General features: G+C 71.5%; 17 protein-coding genes, 1 pseudogene and 2 riboswitches. Of the genes and pseudogenes, 13 read left to right on the top strand and 5 right to left on the bottom strand.

Going from position 1 to position 19,351, the window contains the following annotated elements; all coding sequences use genetic code 11:
* Positions 1–540: a bifunctional adenosylcobinamide kinase/adenosylcobinamide-phosphate guanylyltransferase gene (gene cobU, locus UG56_RS19070; protein WP_045550102.1), complete on the top strand. Its 540-nt coding sequence runs from the start codon at positions 1–3 to the stop codon at positions 538–540.
* On the opposite strand, the gene cobS is transcribed toward cobU, so the two are convergent.
* The 3 genes from cobS to UG56_RS19055 are packed head-to-tail and all read right to left on the bottom strand — an operon-like array spanning position 537 to position 3,135.
* Entirely contained in the window at positions 537–1,310 is a 774-nt protein-coding gene (gene cobS, locus UG56_RS19065; RefSeq protein ID WP_045550103.1) for an adenosylcobinamide-GDP ribazoletransferase, read from the bottom strand. The genes cobU and cobS overlap by 4 nt on opposite strands.
* Complete coding sequence (gene cobT, locus UG56_RS19060; protein WP_084101307.1) at positions 1,310–2,359, bottom strand: nicotinate-nucleotide--dimethylbenzimidazole phosphoribosyltransferase; 1,050 nt, start codon at positions 2,357–2,359, stop codon at positions 1,310–1,312. Before cobT ends, cobS begins: the two co-directional genes overlap by 1 nt.
* A 32-nt stretch (positions 2,360–2,391) precedes the next feature.
* A complete protein-coding gene (locus tag UG56_RS19055) occupies positions 2,392–3,135 on the bottom strand; it encodes an IclR family transcriptional regulator (protein WP_045551979.1) in 744 nt (247 codons plus the stop codon).
* 72 nt (positions 3,136–3,207) lie between these two features.
* Here UG56_RS19055 and pcaH point away from each other — a divergent pair, with 72 nt between their 5' ends.
* The 10 genes from pcaH (at position 3,208) to UG56_RS19005 (ending at position 15,005) form a co-directional block, all read left to right on the top strand.
* A complete protein-coding gene (gene pcaH / locus UG56_RS19050; protein ID WP_045551980.1) occupies positions 3,208–4,005 on the top strand; it encodes a protocatechuate 3,4-dioxygenase subunit beta in 798 nt (265 codons plus the stop codon).
* The gene (gene pcaG / locus UG56_RS19045; RefSeq protein ID WP_045551981.1) at positions 4,002–4,550 is read left to right on the top strand and encodes a protocatechuate 3,4-dioxygenase subunit alpha; all 549 of its coding nucleotides are present in this window, start codon (positions 4,002–4,004) and stop codon (positions 4,548–4,550) included. Before pcaH ends, pcaG begins: the two co-directional genes overlap by 4 nt.
* Before the next feature lie 8 nt (positions 4,551–4,558).
* Positions 4,559–5,818: a lyase family protein gene (locus UG56_RS19040; protein WP_071327200.1), complete on the top strand. Its 1,260-nt coding sequence runs from the start codon at positions 4,559–4,561 to the stop codon at positions 5,816–5,818.
* An 11-nt stretch (positions 5,819–5,829) separates the two neighbouring features.
* Positions 5,830–6,981 carry a bifunctional 3-oxoadipate enol-lactonase/4-carboxymuconolactone decarboxylase PcaDC gene (gene pcaDC / locus UG56_RS19035; protein ID WP_045551448.1) on the top strand — a complete coding sequence of 384 codons (1,152 nt, stop codon included), beginning with the start codon at positions 5,830–5,832 and terminating at the stop codon, positions 6,979–6,981.
* Between the two features lie 67 nt (positions 6,982–7,048).
* A complete protein-coding gene (locus UG56_RS19030) occupies positions 7,049–7,609 on the top strand; it encodes a GNAT family N-acetyltransferase (RefSeq protein WP_045551449.1) in 561 nt (186 codons plus the stop codon).
* Positions 7,587–7,731: riboswitch (cobalamin riboswitch) on the top strand. Its footprint overlaps the gene before it by 23 nt.
* Before the next feature lie 33 nt (positions 7,732–7,764).
* Positions 7,765–11,361: a cobaltochelatase subunit CobN gene (gene cobN, locus UG56_RS19025; protein WP_045551450.1), complete on the top strand. Its 3,597-nt coding sequence runs from the start codon at positions 7,765–7,767 to the stop codon at positions 11,359–11,361.
* Positions 11,358–12,143: a precorrin-6A synthase (deacetylating) gene (cobF, locus tag UG56_RS19020; RefSeq protein WP_045551451.1), complete on the top strand. Its 786-nt coding sequence runs from the start codon at positions 11,358–11,360 to the stop codon at positions 12,141–12,143. Before cobN ends, cobF begins: the two co-directional genes overlap by 4 nt.
* The gene (locus UG56_RS19015; protein ID WP_045551452.1) at positions 12,140–13,615 is read left to right on the top strand and encodes a cobyric acid synthase; all 1,476 of its coding nucleotides are present in this window, start codon (positions 12,140–12,142) and stop codon (positions 13,613–13,615) included. The genes cobF and UG56_RS19015 overlap by 4 nt, the downstream gene beginning before the upstream one ends.
* Positions 13,612–14,337, top strand: a complete 726-nt coding sequence (locus UG56_RS19010; protein ID WP_071327199.1) for a cobalt-precorrin-6A reductase — start codon at positions 13,612–13,614, stop codon at positions 14,335–14,337. Before UG56_RS19015 ends, UG56_RS19010 begins: the two co-directional genes overlap by 4 nt.
* On the top strand, positions 14,334–15,005 hold the full coding sequence (locus tag UG56_RS19005) for a (2Fe-2S) ferredoxin domain-containing protein (protein WP_071327198.1): 672 nt from the start codon (positions 14,334–14,336) through the stop codon (positions 15,003–15,005). Before UG56_RS19010 ends, UG56_RS19005 begins: the two co-directional genes overlap by 4 nt.
* Before the next feature lie 26 nt (positions 15,006–15,031).
* Here UG56_RS19005 and UG56_RS19000 read toward each other — a convergent pair.
* Together UG56_RS19000 and UG56_RS18995 are read right to left on the bottom strand one after the other, a co-directional pair.
* Positions 15,032–15,799 (bottom strand): annotated as a pseudogene (locus tag UG56_RS19000) (CbtA family protein); the annotation flags it as partial.
* Between the two features lie 17 nt (positions 15,800–15,816).
* A complete protein-coding gene (locus tag UG56_RS18995) occupies positions 15,817–16,032 on the bottom strand; it encodes a CbtB domain-containing protein (RefSeq protein ID WP_045551829.1) in 216 nt (71 codons plus the stop codon).
* Between the two features lie 233 nt (positions 16,033–16,265).
* A riboswitch (cobalamin riboswitch) is annotated at positions 16,266–16,483 on the top strand.
* A gap of 124 nt (positions 16,484–16,607) precedes the next feature.
* Between UG56_RS18995 and UG56_RS18990 the strand changes: the two genes are divergently transcribed.
* Together UG56_RS18990 and UG56_RS18985 are read left to right on the top strand one after the other, a co-directional pair.
* Positions 16,608–17,606 carry a ribonucleotide-diphosphate reductase subunit beta gene (locus UG56_RS18990; RefSeq protein WP_218145248.1) on the top strand — a complete coding sequence of 333 codons (999 nt, stop codon included), beginning with the start codon at positions 16,608–16,610 and terminating at the stop codon, positions 17,604–17,606.
* Positions 17,606–19,330 carry a ribonucleotide reductase N-terminal alpha domain-containing protein gene (locus UG56_RS18985; RefSeq protein WP_045551828.1) on the top strand — a complete coding sequence of 575 codons (1,725 nt, stop codon included), beginning with the start codon at positions 17,606–17,608 and terminating at the stop codon, positions 19,328–19,330. The genes UG56_RS18990 and UG56_RS18985 overlap by 1 nt, the downstream gene beginning before the upstream one ends.
* Positions 19,331–19,351: the final 21 nt, after the last annotated feature.

Below are 19,351 nucleotides of genomic sequence, written 5' to 3'. Positions count from 1 at the left end.
GTGAGGATTCTGGTGACGGGTGGGGTGCGGTCGGGGAAGTCCCGGCACGCCGAGTCGCTGCTCGCGGCCGCGCCGTCGGTGGCGTACGTCGCGCCGGGGCCGACGCTCGAGGAGGAGCCGGATCCGGACTGGGCCGCGCGGCTGGCTTCGCACCGGGCCAGGCGGCCGGAGCGGTGGCGCACCGTCGAGTCGCGTGATCTCGCGGGGGCGCTGGCGGAGGGGCTGACCAGCGGCGACGCGGTGATGGTCGACTGCCTGGGCACCTGGCTCACCGCGGTGATGGACTCGCGCGGGTTGTGGGAGGCGACGTCCGAGGAGGCGACCGCTGCCGTCTCGGCGGAGGTCGACGATGCCGTCGCGGTCCTCGACCGCCACAGTGGCGACGTGGTGCTGGTGACCAACGAGGTCGGCCTCGGGGTCGTGCCGGCCCATCGCTCGGGCCGTCTCTTCCGCGACCTGCTCGGGCTGGTCAACCAGCGGCTCGCGGCCGCCTGCGACGAGGTGCACCTGGTGATCGCCGGACGGGTGCTGAAGCTCTAGCCGGCGCTCAGCGTGACCAGGATGGTCGCCAGCGCCACTTCGACGGCGGCGCCGAAGACGTCGCCGGTCACTCCCCCGAACCGCTTGACCGCCCGCCGGACGATCACGCCGACGACGGCTGCGGCAGCGGCGACCGCGACGGCTCCCCGCCACCACGGCAGACCGGCCCAGGCGCCGGCACCGGCGAGCGCGGCCGCGACGACGATCCAGACGACGACCGTCACGAGGGGCGGCAGGGTCTGGGTGAACGTACGCCCCAGCCCGTCCGCACGCGCCGGCTTGATGCCGCGGGTGCAGCAGAGCGCCAGGGCCGCGCGCGAGGCACAGACGGCGACGGCGACGAGCACCGACGACCGGAGGACCGACCCGTCCAGCAGCGAGGCGAGCGCCGCCACCTGGAGACCGAGGACGAGGACGATCGCGGTGACGCCCGCCGGTCCCGAGGTGCCGGTCTTCATGACCGCCAGCGAGCGCTCGCGGTCGAAGGAGGCGGCCATGCCGTCGACCGTGTCGGCGAGACCGTCGAGGTGGAACGCCCGGTTGCCCGCGACCACCGCGCCGATCGCGAGCAGGGCGGTGACCAGGTGCGGTAGCCCGGCGAGCTGCCCCAGCAGTGCGATAGCGCCGGCGGCCAGTGCGAGCGGCAGTGCGGCCAGCGGCGCCAGCGTCATCGCCGCCGCGGCACGGCGGCGGTCGACGAGCTCGGGAGGAGGCACGGGCATCGCGGTCAGCGTGCCGACCGCAAGACGCCAGGCGTCCCGCACGAGCATCAGGCGGGGTCTCCCGGAGCGAGCTCGGAGAGCAGAGCGACGTTACGCAGGAGAGCGACGGCGCTGCGGACGACCGGCACTGCGGCGACGGCGCCGGAGCCCTCGCCGAGCCGCAGGTCGAGGTCGAGCAGCGGCACCAGGGCGAGCTTCTCCAGGGCCATCGACTGGGCGGGCTCGGTGGAGCGGTGTCCGGCGGCGAACCATGCCGCCGCACCCGGCTCGATCCGGTCGGCGGTGAGGGCGCAGGCGACGCTCATCAGGCCGTCGAGGAGGACCGGGGTGCCGCGCCGGGCGGCCTCGAGGAGGTAGCCGGTGGTCGCGGCGAGGTCCGCGCTGCCGAGCGCGGCGAGGGTCTGGACCGGGTCGGCGGTGCGCTCACCGGCGCGGGCCAGCGCGGTGGTGATCACGTCTGCCTTCAGACGCAGCGCGTCGTCGCCGATGCCGGTGCCACGACCGGTGACCTCGCTCGCGGGCAGGCCGAGCCCGGCGGCCACCATCGCCGCCGCGGGCGTGGTGTTGCCGATGCCCATGTCGCCGCTGATCAGCAGCTGCGCGCCGGCCGCGATCTCCTCGCGGGCGACGGCGGCGCCGGCCTCCAGCGCGGCGGTCGTCTCCTCGGCGCTCAGCGCGTCCTCGAGGTGGATGGCACCGCTCCCCCGCCGGATCTTGTGCGCGGTCAGCGCCTCGCGGGTCGCCGCGTCGAGGTCCTCGAACTCCTCGTCGACACCGAGGTCGAGCACCCGGACCTGGACGCCGTGCGCCTTGGCGAGCGCGCTGACCCCGGCGCGGCCGCCCAGGAACGTACGCACCATCGCGCCGGTGATCGCCGGCGGGAACGCCGAGACCCCGTGCTGGGCGACGCCGTGGTCGCCGGCGAAGATCACCAGGCGGACGTTGTCGACCGGTCGCGGCGGCACTTCGCCCTGGCAGGCCGCCACCCAGACCGCCAGCTCTCCGAGGCGGCCCAGGGCACCTGGCGGGGTCGCGAGGGCTCCGAGGCGCTCGGCGGCGGCGCGGCGTACGTCTTCGTTCGGGGTCTCGATCGTCACCAGCGCAAGGTACCCCACCCCTCCGAGCGGCTTCATGCGAGTCCGCGGGAGACGCCCTGGGCGGCGACGCGGAGGGCGGAGACGAGGCGGAGGCGGTTGCGGCGGAGGTCCGAGACGACGATGCCGAGGGAGCCGACGACCCCCGACGAGGTGGTGATCGGGACCGCGACCGAGCAGGCGCCGAGCGTCATCTCCTCGGCGGTGGTGGCGTAGCCCTCGGTGATCACCCGGTCGAGCTGACGGCGCAGCAGGCCGGGGGTGGTGATGGTGTGGCGGGTGAACGGCCGGAGCGGGCCGGACAGCACCCGGGTGCGTACGTCCTCGGGCGCATGGGCCAGCAGCACCTTGCCGACGCCGGTGGAGTACATCGGCAGGCGGGAGCCAACGGAGGAGACGATGGGTACGTTGCGGGTGCCGCGGAGCGTCTCGAGGTAGAGCACGTGGTCGTCCTCGCGCACGGCCAGATGGACCGTCTCCAGCGTCGCGCCGTAGAGGTCGTGGAGGAACGGCGCCGCGACCGAGCGCAGGTCGGTGGCGACCGGGGCGAGCAGGCCGGCGTCCCACAGCCGCCGGCCGACGGCGTAGGTGCCGTCCTCGTTCCGCACCAGGGCGCCCCACTCGACCAGCTCGGCGACCAGGCGGTGGGCGGTCGGGAGCGAGACGTCCGCCCGGGACGCGAGCTCGCTCAGCGTGAGCCGGCGATGGGTGGCGTCGAAGGCGCCGATGAGACCGAGGACGCGCGAGGTGACGGTGCGCCCTCCGCTGCCACCTGCCATTCGACCCGCCCACTTTCGCTCAGCAGAAGTCCGTGCTTTCATCGTACGCCTCCCGCACCTAGCGTTCGGAGGGTGACAACTCCCGAGACTCAAGCTGACATCTCGGCTGAGATCGACAAGATCAAGGCCGACGCGGAGGGCCTAGCCAAGGAAGGCAAGCCCAGCCGCCAGCCCCTGCTGGACTACCCGCCCTATCGATCCAGCGCCCTGCGCCATCCCACCAAGGACCCGCGCCACGCGGACCCGGAGACGATCGAGCTGTGGTCGCCCTGCTTCGGTCACTCCGACGTCAACCCGCTCGAGGCCGATCTCACCATCGGCGTCGACTCCAGCTGGAACACCCAGTTCACCGGGGAGCCGATCGGTGAGCGCATCACCGTCAGTGGCCGCGTCCTCGACGGCGAGGGCCGTCCGGTGCGCAACCAGCTGGTCGAGATCTGGCAGGCGAACTCGGCCGGTCGCTACATCCACAAGCACGAGCAGCACCCGGCCCCGCTCGACCCCAACTTCACCGGCGTCGGCCGCTGCCTCACCGACGACGAGGGCCGCTACCGCTTCCAGACGATCAAGCCCGGCCCGTACCCGTGGGGCAACCACCTCAACGCGTGGCGTCCCGCCCACATCCACTTCTCGCTCTTCGGCCGGGCGTTCACGCAGCGGCTGATCACCCAGATGTACTTCCCCGGCGACCCGCTCTTCGCGCTCGACCCGATCTACCAGTCGATCACCGACCAGAAGGCTCGTGACGCCCTGGTCGCGACGTACGACCACGACCTCTCCGTGCCGGAATACTCCATGGGCTACAACTGGGACATCGTCCTGACCGGCCCGAGCCGCACCTGGACCGAGCCCGAGGAGAACGACAAGTGAGCAACCCTCTCCCCACTCCGGGACACACGATCGGCCCGTTCTTCGGCTACGCGCTGCCCTACGAGGGCGACGCCGACCTGGTCCCGTCGGCTCGCCCCGACGCCATCCGGCTCCACGGCACGATCTACGACGGTGCCGGCCGGCCGATCCCCGACGCGCTCCTCGAGATCTGGCAGACCGACGCCGAGGGCAACGTCCCGCAGGCCGAGGGGTCGCTGCACCGCGACGGCTGGACCTTCACCGGTTTCGGCCGCGCCGCCTGCGACCTGAACGGCCACTACTCGTTCACGACGGTTCTTCCCGGTCCGACCGAGGAGGGCACGGCACCGTTCTTCGCCCTCACCGTCTTCGCCCGTGGTCTGCTCGACAAGCTGCAGACCCGGATCTACCTGCCCGAGCACCCCGCCAACGCCGGTGACCCCCTGCTGGTGTCGCTGTCCGAGGACGAGCGTGCGACGCTGGTGGCCACCGCGGACGCAACCGGGTTGCGGTTCGACATCCACCTCCAGGGCGACCGCGAGACCACCTTTCTCAACTACGGCTGAGGAGTCGAATGTCGCTGCTGTGGCCAGGCGAGGAGCGCGCCGGGGATCTCTTCTCCGAGGCGGCCTACCTCGCCGCGATGGTGCGGGTCGAAGAGGCCTGGCTGGCCGCGACCGCGTCCTCGGGGATCGCCCCCGAAGAAGCGCGTACGCCGCTGGCCGGCCTCGTCTCCGAGGCCGACCTCCCGGGACTTGCCGAGGGTGCCGAGGCCGGGGGCAACCCGGTCATCGGCCTGGTCAAGCTCCTGCGCGGCCGCCTCGAGGGTGAGGCCGCGCGGTGGCTGCACAAGGGCCTGACCAGCCAGGACGTGGTCGACACCGCGCTCGTGCTCTGCCTGCGCGATGTGCTCGACCGCGTCGAGGACGAACTGGCGGCCCAGGCCACCTCGCTGGTGGGCCTCGCCCGGGAGCACCGGGCCACGGTGATGTCCGGCCGCACGCTGACGCAGCACGCGGTGCCGATCACCTTCGGCCTCAAGGCGGCGACCTGGCTCTCCGGGCTGAGCGACGCGGCCGAGGCGCTCCGCCGGACACGTACGTCGCTGCCCGCCCAGATCGGCGGCGCGGCCGGCACCCTGGCCGCGGTCGTCGGACTGGCCCGGCTCCGGGGTCTGGCCGACCCGGTGGGTGCCGCCCAGACCGCGGCGGACGCGACGGCCGCCGCCCTCGGGCTGACCGCGCGGGCGCCCTGGCACACCAACCGTGCCCCGCTGACCGCCGCGGGCGACGCGCTCGTCACCGCGGCCGACGCCTGGGGCCGGATCGCCACCGACGTCACCCTGCTCACCCGGCCCGAGATCGGCGAGCTCGCCGAGCCGGCCGGCGAGGGGCGCGGTGGCTCCTCGACGATGCCGCACAAGTCCAACCCGGTGCTCTCGGTGCTCGTCCGCCGCCACGCGCTCGCCGCTCCCCCGCTGGCCGCGACGCTCCACACCGCGGCGGCGACCTACGTCGACGAGCGGCCCGACGGCGCCTGGCACGTCGAGTGGGAGACCCTGGCCACGCTGGCCCGGCGCAGCGTCGTCGCCGCCTCGCAGACCACCGAGCTGCTCGCCGGGCTCCGCGTCGACGCCGCCCGGATGCGGGCCACGGCCGAGGCCGCGGGGGCGGACCTGCTGGCCGAGCAGCGGTCGCTGACCGGGTTCGTCGGGGGCGACGTACTGGCCGGCACCGATGCCGCGACCGGTCTCGACGACTATCTCGGCGCCACCGACGCCCTCATCGACTCCGCCCTCACCCGCGCCCACGAAATCTGGAAGACCGAACCTTGAAGGGATGGGTCATGACCCCGAGAATCACCCCCGTCGAGCTGGCCGGGGACCCGAGCAAGCCGATCCTGGTCGTCGGCCCGTCGCTCGGCACCTCGGTGACCGCGCTCTGGTCCGCCACCGCCGAGCTGCTCGCGGACAGCTTCCACGTCATCGGCTGGGAGCTCCCGGGCCACGGCCACGGCGCCCCCACCACGGAGCCGTTCTCCATGGCGGACCTCGCTGCCGGAGTGCTCGCCTGCGTCGACCGGGTGCTCACCGACCGCGGCGAGCGCCACGGCACGTTCGCCTATGCCGGCGACTCGGTCGGCGGGGCCGTCGGCCTCCAGCTCCTGCTCGACGCACCCGCCCGGGTGAGCGGCGCAGTGCTCACCAACACCGGCGCCAAGATCGGCGAGCCCGCGGGCTGGACCGACCGCGCTGCGACCGTACGCGCCGCCGGCACCGCCTCCCAGATCGCCGGCTCCACGCAGCGCTGGTTCTCCCCCGGCTTCCTCGAGCGCGAGCCCGCCCGGGGCGGTGCCCTGCTCCACTCGCTGCGCGACGCCGACGCGGAGAGCTATGCGCTGGTGTGCGAGGCGCTGGCGGCGTACGACGTCCGGGGTCGGCTCGCCGAGATCGTCGCGCCGGTCCTGACGATCGCGGGTGTCGACGACGCCCCGACGCCACCGGCTTCGCTCGAGGAGATCGCCATCGGGGTGCGCAACGGGCGGTTCGTCACCCTCGACGCCGTCGGCCACCTCGCTCCCGCCGAGGCTCCGCACGCCGTCTCCACCCTGATCACCTCGCACGTGACCACGTCGGACCCCGCGTATGCGGCCGGCATGAACGTACGCCGCCAGGTGCTCGGCGACCCCCACGTCGACCGGGCCACCGCCGCGATCACGGACGTCAACCGCGACTACCAGGACCTGATCACCCGCTATGCCTGGGGCACGATCTGGACCCGCCCCGGCCTCGCCCGCCGCGACCGCTCGATCGGCGTGCTCACCGCCCTCGTCGCCGGACGCCACTTCGAGGAGCTCGAGTTCCACCTCCGCGCCGCGCTCACCAACGGGCTGACCCGCGAGGAGATCATCGAGGTGCTCCTGCAGACCTCGATCTACGTCGGCGTACCGGCCGCCAACACCGCGTTCGCCGTCGCCAACCGCGTCCTGAACGAGTGATCCGGCCACCTGGCGGCGACGCGGAAACCAGGTGCCGGCGGCGTACGTCCTGGCTAACGTCTCGCCCATGCCGCAAGCCCGTCTGCGCACCGAGCGCCTCGACCTGGTCCCGCTGAGCGAGGAGCACCTGCCGTTCCTCGTCGAGCTCAACTCGGACCCGGTGGTGCTGCGCTACCTGTTCACCCGCGCGCTCACCGCGGAGGAGACCGAGGCGCGGATGCACGCGTGGATCAGGGCGGCGAAGGAGACCGAGGGGCAGGGCAAGTGGATCGGGTACGCAGCGGGTGAGGCCGTGGGCCTCTACATGCTCGAGCCGCCCGACGTCCCGCCCCGGACCGATGCCGCCGAGCTGGGCTACCGGCTGCCCCAGCGCCACTGGCGCCAGGGGTTCGCGAAGGAGGGGTCGCTCGAGCTGCTCCGGCACGCCTTCGAGGACCTCGGCTTCGACCGGGTGATCGCGCAGACGATGGCCGTCAACAAACCCTCCCGGGCCACCATGGCGTCGGTCGGGATGAGCTTCGTGCGCGCCTTCCACGAGGACTTCGAGGAGCCGCTCGCCGGTCACGCCGACGGCGAGGTCGAGTACGAGATCACCCGCGAGACCTGGCTCGCGGGCCGCGCGGGGTAGGCTGCGAGCACGCTCGTGGCGCAGGAACCCGGTGAGAGTCCGGGGCGGTTCCGCCACTGTGATGTCCGTTCCGATGCTGGGCACGGACACAGCCAGACACTGGCCGCGGGCATCCGACCGATCGACGGGGCGAGAACCCCTAGGAGGACCCCGGCATGGCCGACCCTGCACGCGTACGCATCGCTCTTCTGTCCACCTCGGACACCGACCTGCTCTCGGCCCGTGCCAGTGGCGCCGACTACACCTGGGCGAACCCGTCGCGGGCGACCGACCTCGAGGCCGTCGTCGCCGACGCCGACCTGGTGGTCTTCCGGCTCCTCGGCTCGCCCACGGATCTGTGGGACGGCCTGAGCGCGGTCAAGGAGCGCGGCACCCCGGTGGTGGTCCTCGGCGGTGAGCAGCAGCCGAGCGCCGAGCTGATGGAGCACTCCACGGTGCCGATGGGCGTCGCCGCGGAGGCGCACCGCTATCTCGCCGAGGGCGGCCCGGCCAACCTCGCCCAGCTGCACGCGTTCCTCTCCGACACGGTCCTGCTGACCGGGTTCGGGTTCGAGCCGCCGGCGGAGGTGCCTGCTTGGGGCTTCGCGGAGCGCCCTGCGCCCGCCGATGACGCCCTTCCTCGCATCGGTGTCCTCTACTACCGCGCCCACGAGACCAGCGGCAACACCGCCTTCGCGCACGCGCTGGCCGACGCCATCGACGCGACCGGAGCGGCCACCGGCGTACCCGTCTTCGCGGGCTCGCTGCGCTCCGCGCCCGACGACCTCTACGAGGCGCTCGGCACCCTCGACGCGCTCATCGTGACCGTGCTCGCGGCGGGCGGCTCCGTGCCCGCGTCCGCCTCCGCCGGCGGCGAGGACGAGGCCTGGGACGTGGAGCGGATGGCGGCGCTGGACATCCCGGTGCTCCAGGGTCTGTGCCTGACCTCGAGTCGCGCGGAGTGGGAGGCCTCCGACGACGGCGTGACGCCGCTCGACTCGGCCAACCAGATCGCGATCCCCGAGTTCGACGGCCGGATCATCACCGCCCCGTTCTCGTTCAAGGAGATCGACGAGCAGGGTCTCCCCCACTACGTCGCCGAGCCCGAGCGGGCCGCGCGGGTGGCCCGGATCGCGGTCAACCACGCGCGTCTGCGCCGCACGCCCAACGCCGAGAAGCGCCTCGCCCTCGTCCTCTCCGCCTACCCCACCAAGCACGCCCGCATCGGCAACGCGGTCGGCCTCGACACCCCGGTCTCCGCGATCCGGATGCTGCGCCGGCTCCGCGAGGAGGGCTACGACCTGGGCCAGGACAACGAGGTCGTACGCATCCTCGACGGCTCCGACGACACCGCTGCGGGTGACGCGCTGATCCACGCGCTGATCGCCGCCGGCGGCCAGGACGAGGAGTGGCTGACCAACGCGCAGCTCACCGACGCCCACGTGCGGATCTCGAAGGCGTCCTACGACGAGTGGACCAAGGATCTCCCGGCTGACCTGCGCGAACAAATGGTCGAGACCTGGGGTCCGACGCCGGGGAACCTGTTCGTCAACGACGACGGCGAGCTCGTGCTGGCCACCCTCCAGGCCGGCAACATCGTCATCCTGATCCAGCCTCCGCGCGGGTTCGGCGAGAACCCGGTCGCGATCTACCACGACCCGGACCTGCCGCCTTCGCACCACTACCTCGGTGCCTACCGCTGGCTCGAGCACGGCTTCGGTGCCGACGCGGTCGTGCACCTGGGAAAGCACGGCTCGATGGAGTGGCTGCCGGGCAAGAACGCCGCGCTCTCGGCGAGCTGCGGCCCGGACGCCGCGATCGGCAACATGCCGCTGATCTACCCGTTCCTGGTCAACGACCCGGGCGAGGGCGCCCAGGCCAAGCGCCGCGCGCATGCCACGATCGTCGACCACCTGGTGCCGCCGATGGCGCGCGCGGAGTCCTACGGCGACATCGCGCGGCTGGAGTCGCTGATGGAGGAGTACGACCGGATCTCCTCGATGGACCCGGCCAAGCTGCCCGCCATCCGCGGCGAGATCTGGCAGCTGATGAAGGCCGCCGAGCTCCACCGCGACCTCGGCATGGAGGAGCGGCCGGAAGACGACGACTTCGACGACTTCATGCTCCACATCGACGGCTGGCTCTGCGAGATCAAGGACGCCCAGATCCGCGACGGGCTGCACGTGCTCGGCGGCGCCCCCGAGGGCGAGGCGCGGATCAACCTGGTCCTCTCCATCCTGCGCGCCGCGCAGGTGTGGGGCGGTGTCGGCGGCGCCGTGCCCGGTCTGCGGGCGGCGCTCGGCCTCAAGGAGGGCGCCGACACCCGGGCCGTCGACGAGATCGAGACCCAGGCGCGCGACCTCGTGCAGCGCATGGACGCGGCCGGCTGGGACCCGGCCGTCGCGGAGACGCTCCACGACGACCCGGCCGTCCAGCAGGTGCTCGCCTTCGCCGCCACCGAGGTCGTGCCGCGGCTGGCGAGGACGACCGACGAGCTGTCCGCCGTCCTGCACGCGCTGGACGGTGGCTTCGTCCCCGCGGGGCCGTCGGGCTCGCCGCTGCGGGGGCTCGTCAACGTACTTCCGACGGGGCGCAACTTCTACACCGTCGACCCCCGCGCGGTCCCGAGCCGGCTGGCGTGGCAGACCGGGCAGGCGATGGCCGACTCGCTGCTGCAGCGCTACCTGGACGAGACCGGCGACTACCCGACCTCGGTCGGGCTCTCCGTCTGGGGCACGAGCGCGATGCGTACGTCCGGCGACGACGTCGCCGAGGTGCTCGCGCTGCTCGGGGTCCGTCCCGAATGGGACGAGGCCTCCCGCCGCATCACCCACCTCGACGTCATCCCGCTGGACGAGCTGGGCAGGCCGCGGATCGACGTGACCGTACGCATCTCCGGGTTCTTCCGCGACGCGTTCCCGCACGTCGTCTCGATGCTCGACGACGCGGTCCGGATGGTGGCCGACCTCGACGAGCCGGCCGAGGACAACTTCGTCCGGGCGCACACTCTGGAGGACCTTGCCGAGCACGGTGACCAGCGCCGCGCGACGTCCCGGATCTTCGGCTCCAAGCCCGGTTCGTACGGTGCCGGGATCCTGCAGGTCATCGAGGCCGGCAACTGGCGCTCCGATGCCGATCTGGCGGACGTCTACACGGCGTGGGGCGGGTTCGCCTACGGCCGCGACCTCGACGGCGCCCCGGCGGCCGACGACATGCGCGCCAACTACCGCCGGATCAAGGTCGCCGCCAAGAACGTCGACTCCGCCGAGCACGACATCGCCGACTCCGACGACTACTTCCAGTACCACGGCGGCATGGTCGCGACCGTCCGCGCACTGACCGGCTCCGACCCGAAGGCGTACGTCGGCGACTCCACCTCCCCCGACGCCATCAAGACCCGCACGCTGCAGGAGGAGACCAACCGCGTCTTCCGGGCCCGGGTGGTCAACCCGCGCTGGATCTCGGCGATGCAGCGCCACGGCTACAAGGGCGCCTTCGAGCTGGCCGCGACCGTCGACTACCTCTTCGGCTTCGACGCGACCGCCGGTGTCGTGCAGGACTGGATGTACGAGAAGCTCGCCCGCGAGTACGTCCTGGACGAGACCAACCAGGAGTTCATGCGGACCTCGAACCCGTGGGCGCTGCGTGGGATCGTGGAGCGGCTGCACGAGGCGGCAGAGCGGGGGCTGTGGGAGGAGCCCGACCCCGATCTCGTCGCGCAGATGCAGGAGATCTATCTCGACATCGAAGGTGACCTGGAGGACGACCAGTGACATCTTCTGGGCAGCGTCGGATCAAGATCATCGGCGTCGGTCCCGGCGACCCCGACCAGGTCACCCTCGAGGCCGTGGCCGCGATGCGGTCGGTCGACTACTTCCTGGTCACCGACAAGTCCGGCACGGTGAAGAAGGGCATGCCCGACCCGCTGGTGCGGGCCCGCGAGGAGCTCCTCGACCGCCATCTGTCCACGCCCGCGCGGGTGGTGAAGGTCGATGACGCTCCCCGTGAGCGGCGCGAGGAGTTCACCGGGACCGACGAGGACTACCAGGCGGCCGTCCGGGACTGGCACCGCGCCCGGGTCGAGCGCTACCTCGCCGTGCTCGCCGAGCACCCCGGCGACGTCGGCTTCCTGGTCTGGGGCGACCCGGCCTTCTACGACTCCACGATCCGGGTCGTCGACCAGATCGCCGAACAGCTCGACGTCGAGGTCGACGTCATCCCCGGGATCTCCTCGGTGCAGCTGCTCGCCGCCCGTCACCGGCTGGTGCTCCACGACGTCGGCCGTCCGCTCTACGTCACCACCGGCCGCGCCGTGCTCGAAGCCGTCGAGGCCGGCCACGACAACCTCGTGGTGATGCTCAACCGCGTCGTCGAGCTCCCCGGGCTCGAGGACTGGCGGATCTGGTGGGGCGGCAACCTCGGCACGCGCGAGGAGGAGCTGGTCGCCGGCACCGTCGGCGAGGTCCTGCCTGCGATCGAGTCGGCTCGGGCGCGACTGCGGGAGTCGGCCGGCTGGGTGATGGACATCTACCTGCTGCGAGCACCCCGCCGATGAGCGGGCTGCTGGTCGCCGGCACCACCTCCGACGCCGGCAAGTCGGTCGTGACGACCGGGCTGTGCCGGGCGTTCGCCCGCCGCGGCGTCAAGGTGGTGCCCTACAAGGCCCAGAACATGTCCAACAACTCGATGGTCTGTGCCGGGCCGGACGGCAAGTCCGCCGAGATCGGCCGGGCACAGTGGGTCCAGGCGCTGGCCGCCCGGGTCACGCCGGAGCCGGCGATGAACCCGGTGCTGCTCAAGCCCGGCTCCGACCGCCGCAGCCACGTGGTGCTGATGGGGCATCCCGCCGGCGAGGTGTCCTCGCACGACTGGGAGGAGGGGCGCCGGCATCTGGCGACCGCGGCCCATGCTGCGTACGACGACCTCGCCTCGCGCTTCGAGGTGATCGTCGCCGAGGGCGCCGGCAGCCCGGCCGAGATCAACCTCCGCGCCGGCGACTACGTCAACATGGGGCTGGCCCGGCACGCCGGACTCCCGACCGTGGTCGTGGGTGACATCGACCGGGGCGGGGTGTTCGCGGCGATGTACGGAACCCTGGCCCTGCTCGAGCCCGAGGACCAGGCTCTGATCAGCGGGTTCGTGATCAACAAGTTCCGCGGTGACGCCAGGCTGCTGAAGCCCGGGCTCGACTCGCTGGAGTCGCTCACGCAGCGCCGGGTCTTCGGGGTGCTCCCCTGGGAGCCGTCGCTCTGGCTCGACTCCGAGGACGCGCTCGACCTCGAGGGGCGCCGCGCGCCGGCGGGCGCCACCCGCAAGGTCGCGGTCGTACGCCTCCCCCGCATCTCCAACTTCACCGACGTCGACGCGCTCGGCCTGGAGCCGGACCTCGACGTCGTCTTCGCCTCCTCGCCGGCCGACGTCGCCGACGCCGACCTGATCGTCCTGCCCGGCACCCGGTCCACGATCAGCGACCTGGCCTGGCTGCGCTCGCGCGGTCTCGACGTGGCGATCCTCGAGCACGTCCGCCGGGGCCGCCCGCTCCTCGGGATCTGCGGCGGCTTCCAGATGCTCGGTGGCGTGATCGCCGACCCCGACGGGGTCGAGGGGTCGGTCGCCGAGGTCGAGGGGCTGGGCCTGCTCGACGTACGCACCGACTTCGCCCCCGCCAAGAACCTCCGCCTGCCCACCGGGTCGGCGCTCGGGGTCGAGGCGAGCGGCTACGAGATCCACCACGGCCGGATCACCCGCGGCGACGGGGTCGCCGAGTTCCTCGGTGGCGCTCAGGCCGGCAACGTCTTCGGGACGATGTGGCACGGGTCCCTGGAGGGCGACGCCCTGCGCGGCGCGTTCCTCGCCGCGACGCTGGGTCGCGAACCGTCCTCGGTCTCCTTCTCAGCGGCCCGTGAGCGGCGCCTGGATCTGATCGGAGACCTCGTCGAGGAGCACCTCGACGTCGACGCTCTGCTCGATCTCGCCGTCTCCCCCGTCGGTCGAGCCGCGAGCGCCGGCGGGGGAACCGAACGATGAGACTCCTGATCCTGGGCGGGACCGGAGAGGCTCGGGACCTGGCGGCGCGGCTGGTCGAGGAGGGGGTGGAGGTCACCTCCTCACTGGCGGGCCGGGTGGCCCGGCCGCGGCTGCCGGTGGGGGCGGTACGGATCGGCGGCTTCGGAGGGGTCGAGGGCTTGAGGGGGGCTCTCGACCACTTCGACGCCGTCGTCGACGCCACGCACCCGTTCGCGCGCGGGATGTCGGCCAACGCGGCCGCGGCCTGCGCGCGGACGGGACACCCGCTGCTCCGACTGGAGCGGCCGGGCTGGCCGGCGGACCCGTCCTGGACCTACGCCGACACCCACGACCGGGCCGCCGCGCTCGCCGCCTGTCTCGGGAGGCGTCCCTTCATCACGGTCGGGCGCCAGGAGCTGGCGCGCTTCGTCCCGGCGCTGGCCGGCCACGCGGCTCTGGCCCGCGTGGTCGACCCGCCCGACCTCGACCTGCCCGAGCCATGGACGCTGCTGACCAGCCGTGGCCCCTACGAGATCGAGGGCGAGCTCGCGCTGATGCGCGAGAACCGGATCGACGTGCTCATCACCAAGGACTCCGGCGGCTCCTTCACCTGGCCGAAGATGGCCGCGGCAGCCGAGCTCGGCGTGCCCGTCGTGGTCGTACGCCGCCCCACGGCCGCCGACGGCGTCCGCACGGTCGACGACGTCGCCGAGGCGGTCGCCTGGGTCCGGAGCCTCGGATGAGGGTGGTCGTCGGGATGTCGGTGACCGACGTCGACCGGCGCCAGGAGCTGCTCGGCTGGGCCGGCGAGCTCGAGGCGAGCCTGGCCTTCCTGCAGATGGGCGGGCCCTCGCTCTCCGCCGAGCTGACCCGGCTCGCCGACGCCGGCGCGGCGACCATCACCCTGGCCGGGGTCAGCCTCGGCCCGCTAGCGCCTGGCCACTCCTGGCTGCGCCGGATCGCGGCCCACTGGTGGCGCGAGCGCGCGGGCGACCGCCCCACGATCGAGGTGGCGACCGCGCTGGCGACCACGCGCGACGAGCTCTCCGTGGTGCTGGCCGAGACCAGGCCGATCACCGGCACCGAGCCCGGGCTCACCTCGCCGGCCTGGGAACACGTCTCCGGCCACGTACGTCAGGTGCTGATCTGCCGCGGCCCGCGCTGCACCGCGAAGGGCTCCGAGGAGACCGCCAGGGCCGTGATCCTGGGCGCGATGGAGGCCGGTCTCGGCGACGACGACCTGCTGATCACCCACACCGGCTGCCAGTTCCCGTGCAACCAGGCGCCGGTGCTCAGCGTGCAGCCCGACGACGTCTGGTACGGCCACGTGGAAGCGGCCGCCGCCCGGGTGATCGTGCGTGATCACCTGGACGGCGGCCGTCCGGTGGAGGCCTACCGCCTCCCCCGCTAGCCTGCCGCGCCCGGAGGGCGCGGATGTCACAGGCTGGCGGCCAGGGCCTTGCGCTCCGCGACAGCGCGCTCTGCCGCGTACAGACGAATGACCAGCCCGGTCAGCGCCACCCCGAGCACGCCCCACATGGTGGCGAGCGTGATCAGCGAGGCCCGGCGGAAGAACCACAGCGTGTCGGCCGGGAAGTCCCCGACCTCGTTGACCGTCGTGAACAGCTCTCCGGCGACGACCATCACGACCAGGTAGGCCGCGACCCCGCCGACGACGGCGAGGTAGGTGCCGAACCGCCCGCGCAGCCGCACGGCGGCGTACGTCGTGACCACCGCCGCCACGACCGAGAGGGCCTGGAAGGCGAAGTAGACCGCGGTGCGGGTGCCGATGGTGTCGCCGCTGCCGACCGCCGGCGGCGTCGCCGGGTACTTGAGGAACGGCACCAGCGCGACCGCGACGAACCCGATCAGGGTCACGAGCGCCGTCGACTGGCCGGGCGTGAGCCGTCCGAGCCGGCCCAGCGTGGCGGCGGCGACCAGCCCGAGGATGCCCCCGAGCGCGACGCCGATCGCCAGGGTGCCGGTCAGCAGGCCCCAGGTGCTCTGGTTGGTGCGGGAGACCTCGGCGGTCTCCTCCTCACCCTCAGCACCCCCAGCGCCTTCGGCGGCATGCGAGTGCGAGTGTCCGTCGCCGCCGGCCTCCTCCAGTGCGATGGCAGCACCGACCTGCGGCTCACCGACGGAGTACGCCACCAGGAAGGTGACGACTCCGGCGAGGAGGCCGGCTAGCAGGCCGCGTACGAGAAAGGCACGCGGGCTCATCAGTGGCAGGGGTAGCCGAGCAGGTGACGCCCGTCGTGGACCCACTCGTGGATCAGGGTGCCGGACGGGATCGAGATCGCGCCCTGGTCGGCGCTGATGAAGAAGAGCGCCAGAAGACCGAGCAGACCGAAGAAGAGCGCCCAGGGGGCGAGCTCACGGAGCGGGATGGTGGGCAGTTCCGCACCGGCGACGGGTGCGACAGCGTGCTGCGACATATGTCCTCCTCAGGGATACCTGCGTCCCTGTTCGTTGGGGTTGGACGGACCTTCGGGTCTGACTCCACCGCCGCGAGGCGATGTCACAGTAGCGCGACTGTGCCGGAGTTCCACCGGCTTCCTCATGTCCGTTGACCGCATCATGCCACGTCCGGCCCGGGCCCGCATCCACGCCGTTCCAACGACCGGGAGAAGCACAACATCTAGGAAGTTGCATTGGTGTAATTCCCGCATATAGTGGTCCTCGCAGCTGGTTCTCCCACCTCGGCGACGGGGCGGGAGAGGCAAGAGGGAACCCGGTGCGAGTCCGGGACTGCCCCGCAGCGGTGAGTGGGAACGACCGCCGTCACGAAGCACTGGGAGCAAGCCGGCTCCTGGGAAGCGACGGCCACTAGGACCGAGCACTTTCACGCCCACGAGTCCGAAGACCTGCCAGTGCCCACCTCATGGTGGGGTCCGCGACCTCGAGGGAAGGTCAGGGGATCGAGCGCGTACGACGCCGTCCTCTCCTGCCCCGGCACGGATGCACGAGACATCCGAGCGAGCCGCGGGGGCGCGGAAGAAGGGCTGATGAGTTGATCGACACCGAGGGTCTACCGATCCGCACCGAGAAGTCGGCGTACGTCTTCGACTATCCGATGGCCGAGGACCTGGCCAAGAAGCAGCGGAGCATCTTCTGGACCGCCGAGGAGATCCCGGTCGAGAACGACAAGCAGGACTTCCTGGTCAACATGACCGACGCCGAGCAGGCCGCGGTCAAGACCACGCTGAAGCTGTTCACCATCTACGAGCTGATCCTCGGCGGCGAGGTGTGGGGCGACCGGCTCTTCCACGCCTTCCCGCGGCCCGAGATCCAGATGATGACCAACGCCTTCTCGTTCGCCGAGCTGAACATGCACGCACCGTTCTACGCGAAGCTCAACAAGACGCTGATGATCGACACCGAGGAGTTCTACGACTCCTACAAGAACGACCCGGTGCTGGCCGAGCGGATCGCCTTCGTGTGGGACGCCATCGCCGACGAGGACCTGCTCTACGCGCTGAGCGTCTTCACGCTGATGGAGAACTGCGTCCTCTACTCGAACTTCGCCTTCCTCAAGCACTTCCAGTCCGGCGGGAAGAACCTGCTGCAGAACGTGATCAGCGGCATCAACTTCTCCGCCCGCGACGAGAACCTGCACGCCACCGGCGGCGCCTGGCTGTTCAACACGACCCTGGACGAGTACGCCGCCACGGTGCCGGCCGACAAGTTCGAGGCCGAGCGTGAGGACCTCATCAATCGCGTCCGCGGCGTGGCCGAGCACCTCTATGCCCACGAGGCCCGCATCGTGGAGATGCTCTTCGCCGACGGCCCGATCACCGGCATCGAGCAGGCCGACCTGGAGACGTTCGTGAAGTCCCGGGTCGACATGACGCTGGAGAACATGCGGATGGAGCCGCTGTTCGGGGTCGAGGCCAACCCGGTCGCCGAATGGTTCTACAACGGCATCAACGGCACCCAGTTCCACGACTTCTTCCAGGTCACCGGCAACGAATACAACCGCAACATCGGCGAGACGGAGTTCGAGTTCTGATGAGCAGCAACAGCTGGGAGGCGCTCTCCGCCGAGCGCAAGGCACTGCAGGCCGAGGGCACCGTGCCTGCCTTCATGACCACGGCGGGCTACGCCATGTTCAAGGCCAAGTACACCGTGGCCGGCCAGAGCGTCCGGGAGCGCTACGAGACCATCGCCCGGACCGCCGGCGAGCTGGCCGACGAGATGTACGCCCGCGAGGACGGCGGCTCCTGGACCGAGCGGTTCTTCGAGGCGATCTGGAACGGCTGGCTCTCCCCCTCGACGCCGGTCCTGTCCAACCTCGGCACCGACCGGGGCCTGCCGGTCTCGTGCGAGGGCTCCTACGTCGAGGACTCGGTCTGGGGCTTCTACGAGACGCTCAAGGAGGCCGCGATCCTGTCCCAGAACGGGTTCGGCACCTCGGCCTACCTCGGTGACGTCCGTCCCCGCGGCGCGAAGTTCAGCGACAACGGCAAGGCCAACGGCGTGGTCCCGGTCTTCTGCAACTTCGTGGAGATGACCAACCAGATCAGCCAGGGCGCCACCCGCCGCGGCTCCTGGGCGGGCTACCTGCCGGTGGACCACCCGGACTTCTACGAGCTCGCCGACCTGATCTTCCGCGAGCCGGCCAACAAGAACGTCGGCTGGATCTTCAGCCAGGAGTTCATCGACCGGATGCTGGCCGGCGACAAGGATGCGCTCGAGCGCTACCAGCGGGTGCTGAAGATCCGGGTGGTGCTGGGCAAGGGCTACATCTGGAAGGTCGACACCGTCAACGCGGCCCAGACCGAGTCCTACCGGGCCAACGGGCTGGCCAACAAGGCCTCCAACCTCTGCTCCGAGATCACCCTGTTCAGCGACGAGGACCACTCCTACACCTGCGTGCTCTCCTCGCTGAACCTGTCGACCTACGACGAGTGGAAGGACCAGGACACCGCGTACGTCGCGACCGTCTTCCTCGACGCGGTCGCCGAGGCGTTCGTACGCAAGGCCCGCACCATCCGCGGCCTGGAGCGGGCGGTGCGCTACACCGAGAAGGCCCGCAGCCTGGGCCTGGGCGTGATGGGCTACCACGACTACCTGCAGAAGCACCGGGTGCCGTTCGAGTCGGACAAGGCGGCGGCGCTGAACAAGGACATCTTCGAGCGCATCTCCACGCGCGCCGATGCGGCGTCGCGCTGGATGGGCTCGGTCGCGGGCATCCCGGAGTGGTGCGTCGGCCGGCGCAACTCCCACCTGATGGCGATCGCGCCGACGATGAGCACCGCGGTGATCGTCGGCGGCACCAGCCAGGGCATCGAGCCGTACGTCGCCAACGTCTGGAACCAGACCACCTCGGCCGGCGAGATGCCGCGGGCCAACCAGAACCTCGTCGAGGTGATGAAGGAGCGTGGCGTCTACGACCAGGCCCACATCTCCGACATCATCGACCACGGTGGATCCGTGCAGCACGTCTCGTGGCTCGACGACCACGAGAAGGAGGTCTTCCGGACCGGCTACGAGATCGACCAGGAGATCCTGCTCGCCCGGGCCTCCGACCGGCAGGTCTACATCGACCAGTCCCAGTCGCTCAACCTGTTCTTCCAGGCCGACGCGACCCCGCAGTACATCAGCAAGATCCACAAGCTCGCGCTGCTCGACCCGAACATCAAGAGCCTGTACTACCTGCGCTCGCGTGCCGGCATCCAGGCCAGCAAGCAGTCCGCTTCGACCACTTCGACCACTTCGACCGCAAAGGCGTGACCATGAACGAGAACCCGACCA

It is taken from the genome of Nocardioides luteus (assembly GCF_000960475.2).
GTDB lineage: Bacteria > Actinomycetota > Actinomycetes > Propionibacteriales > Nocardioidaceae > Nocardioides > Nocardioides luteus_A.
The sequence above is the reverse complement of the archived record's forward strand: the minus strand, read 5'-3'. Positions and strand labels throughout refer to the sequence as shown.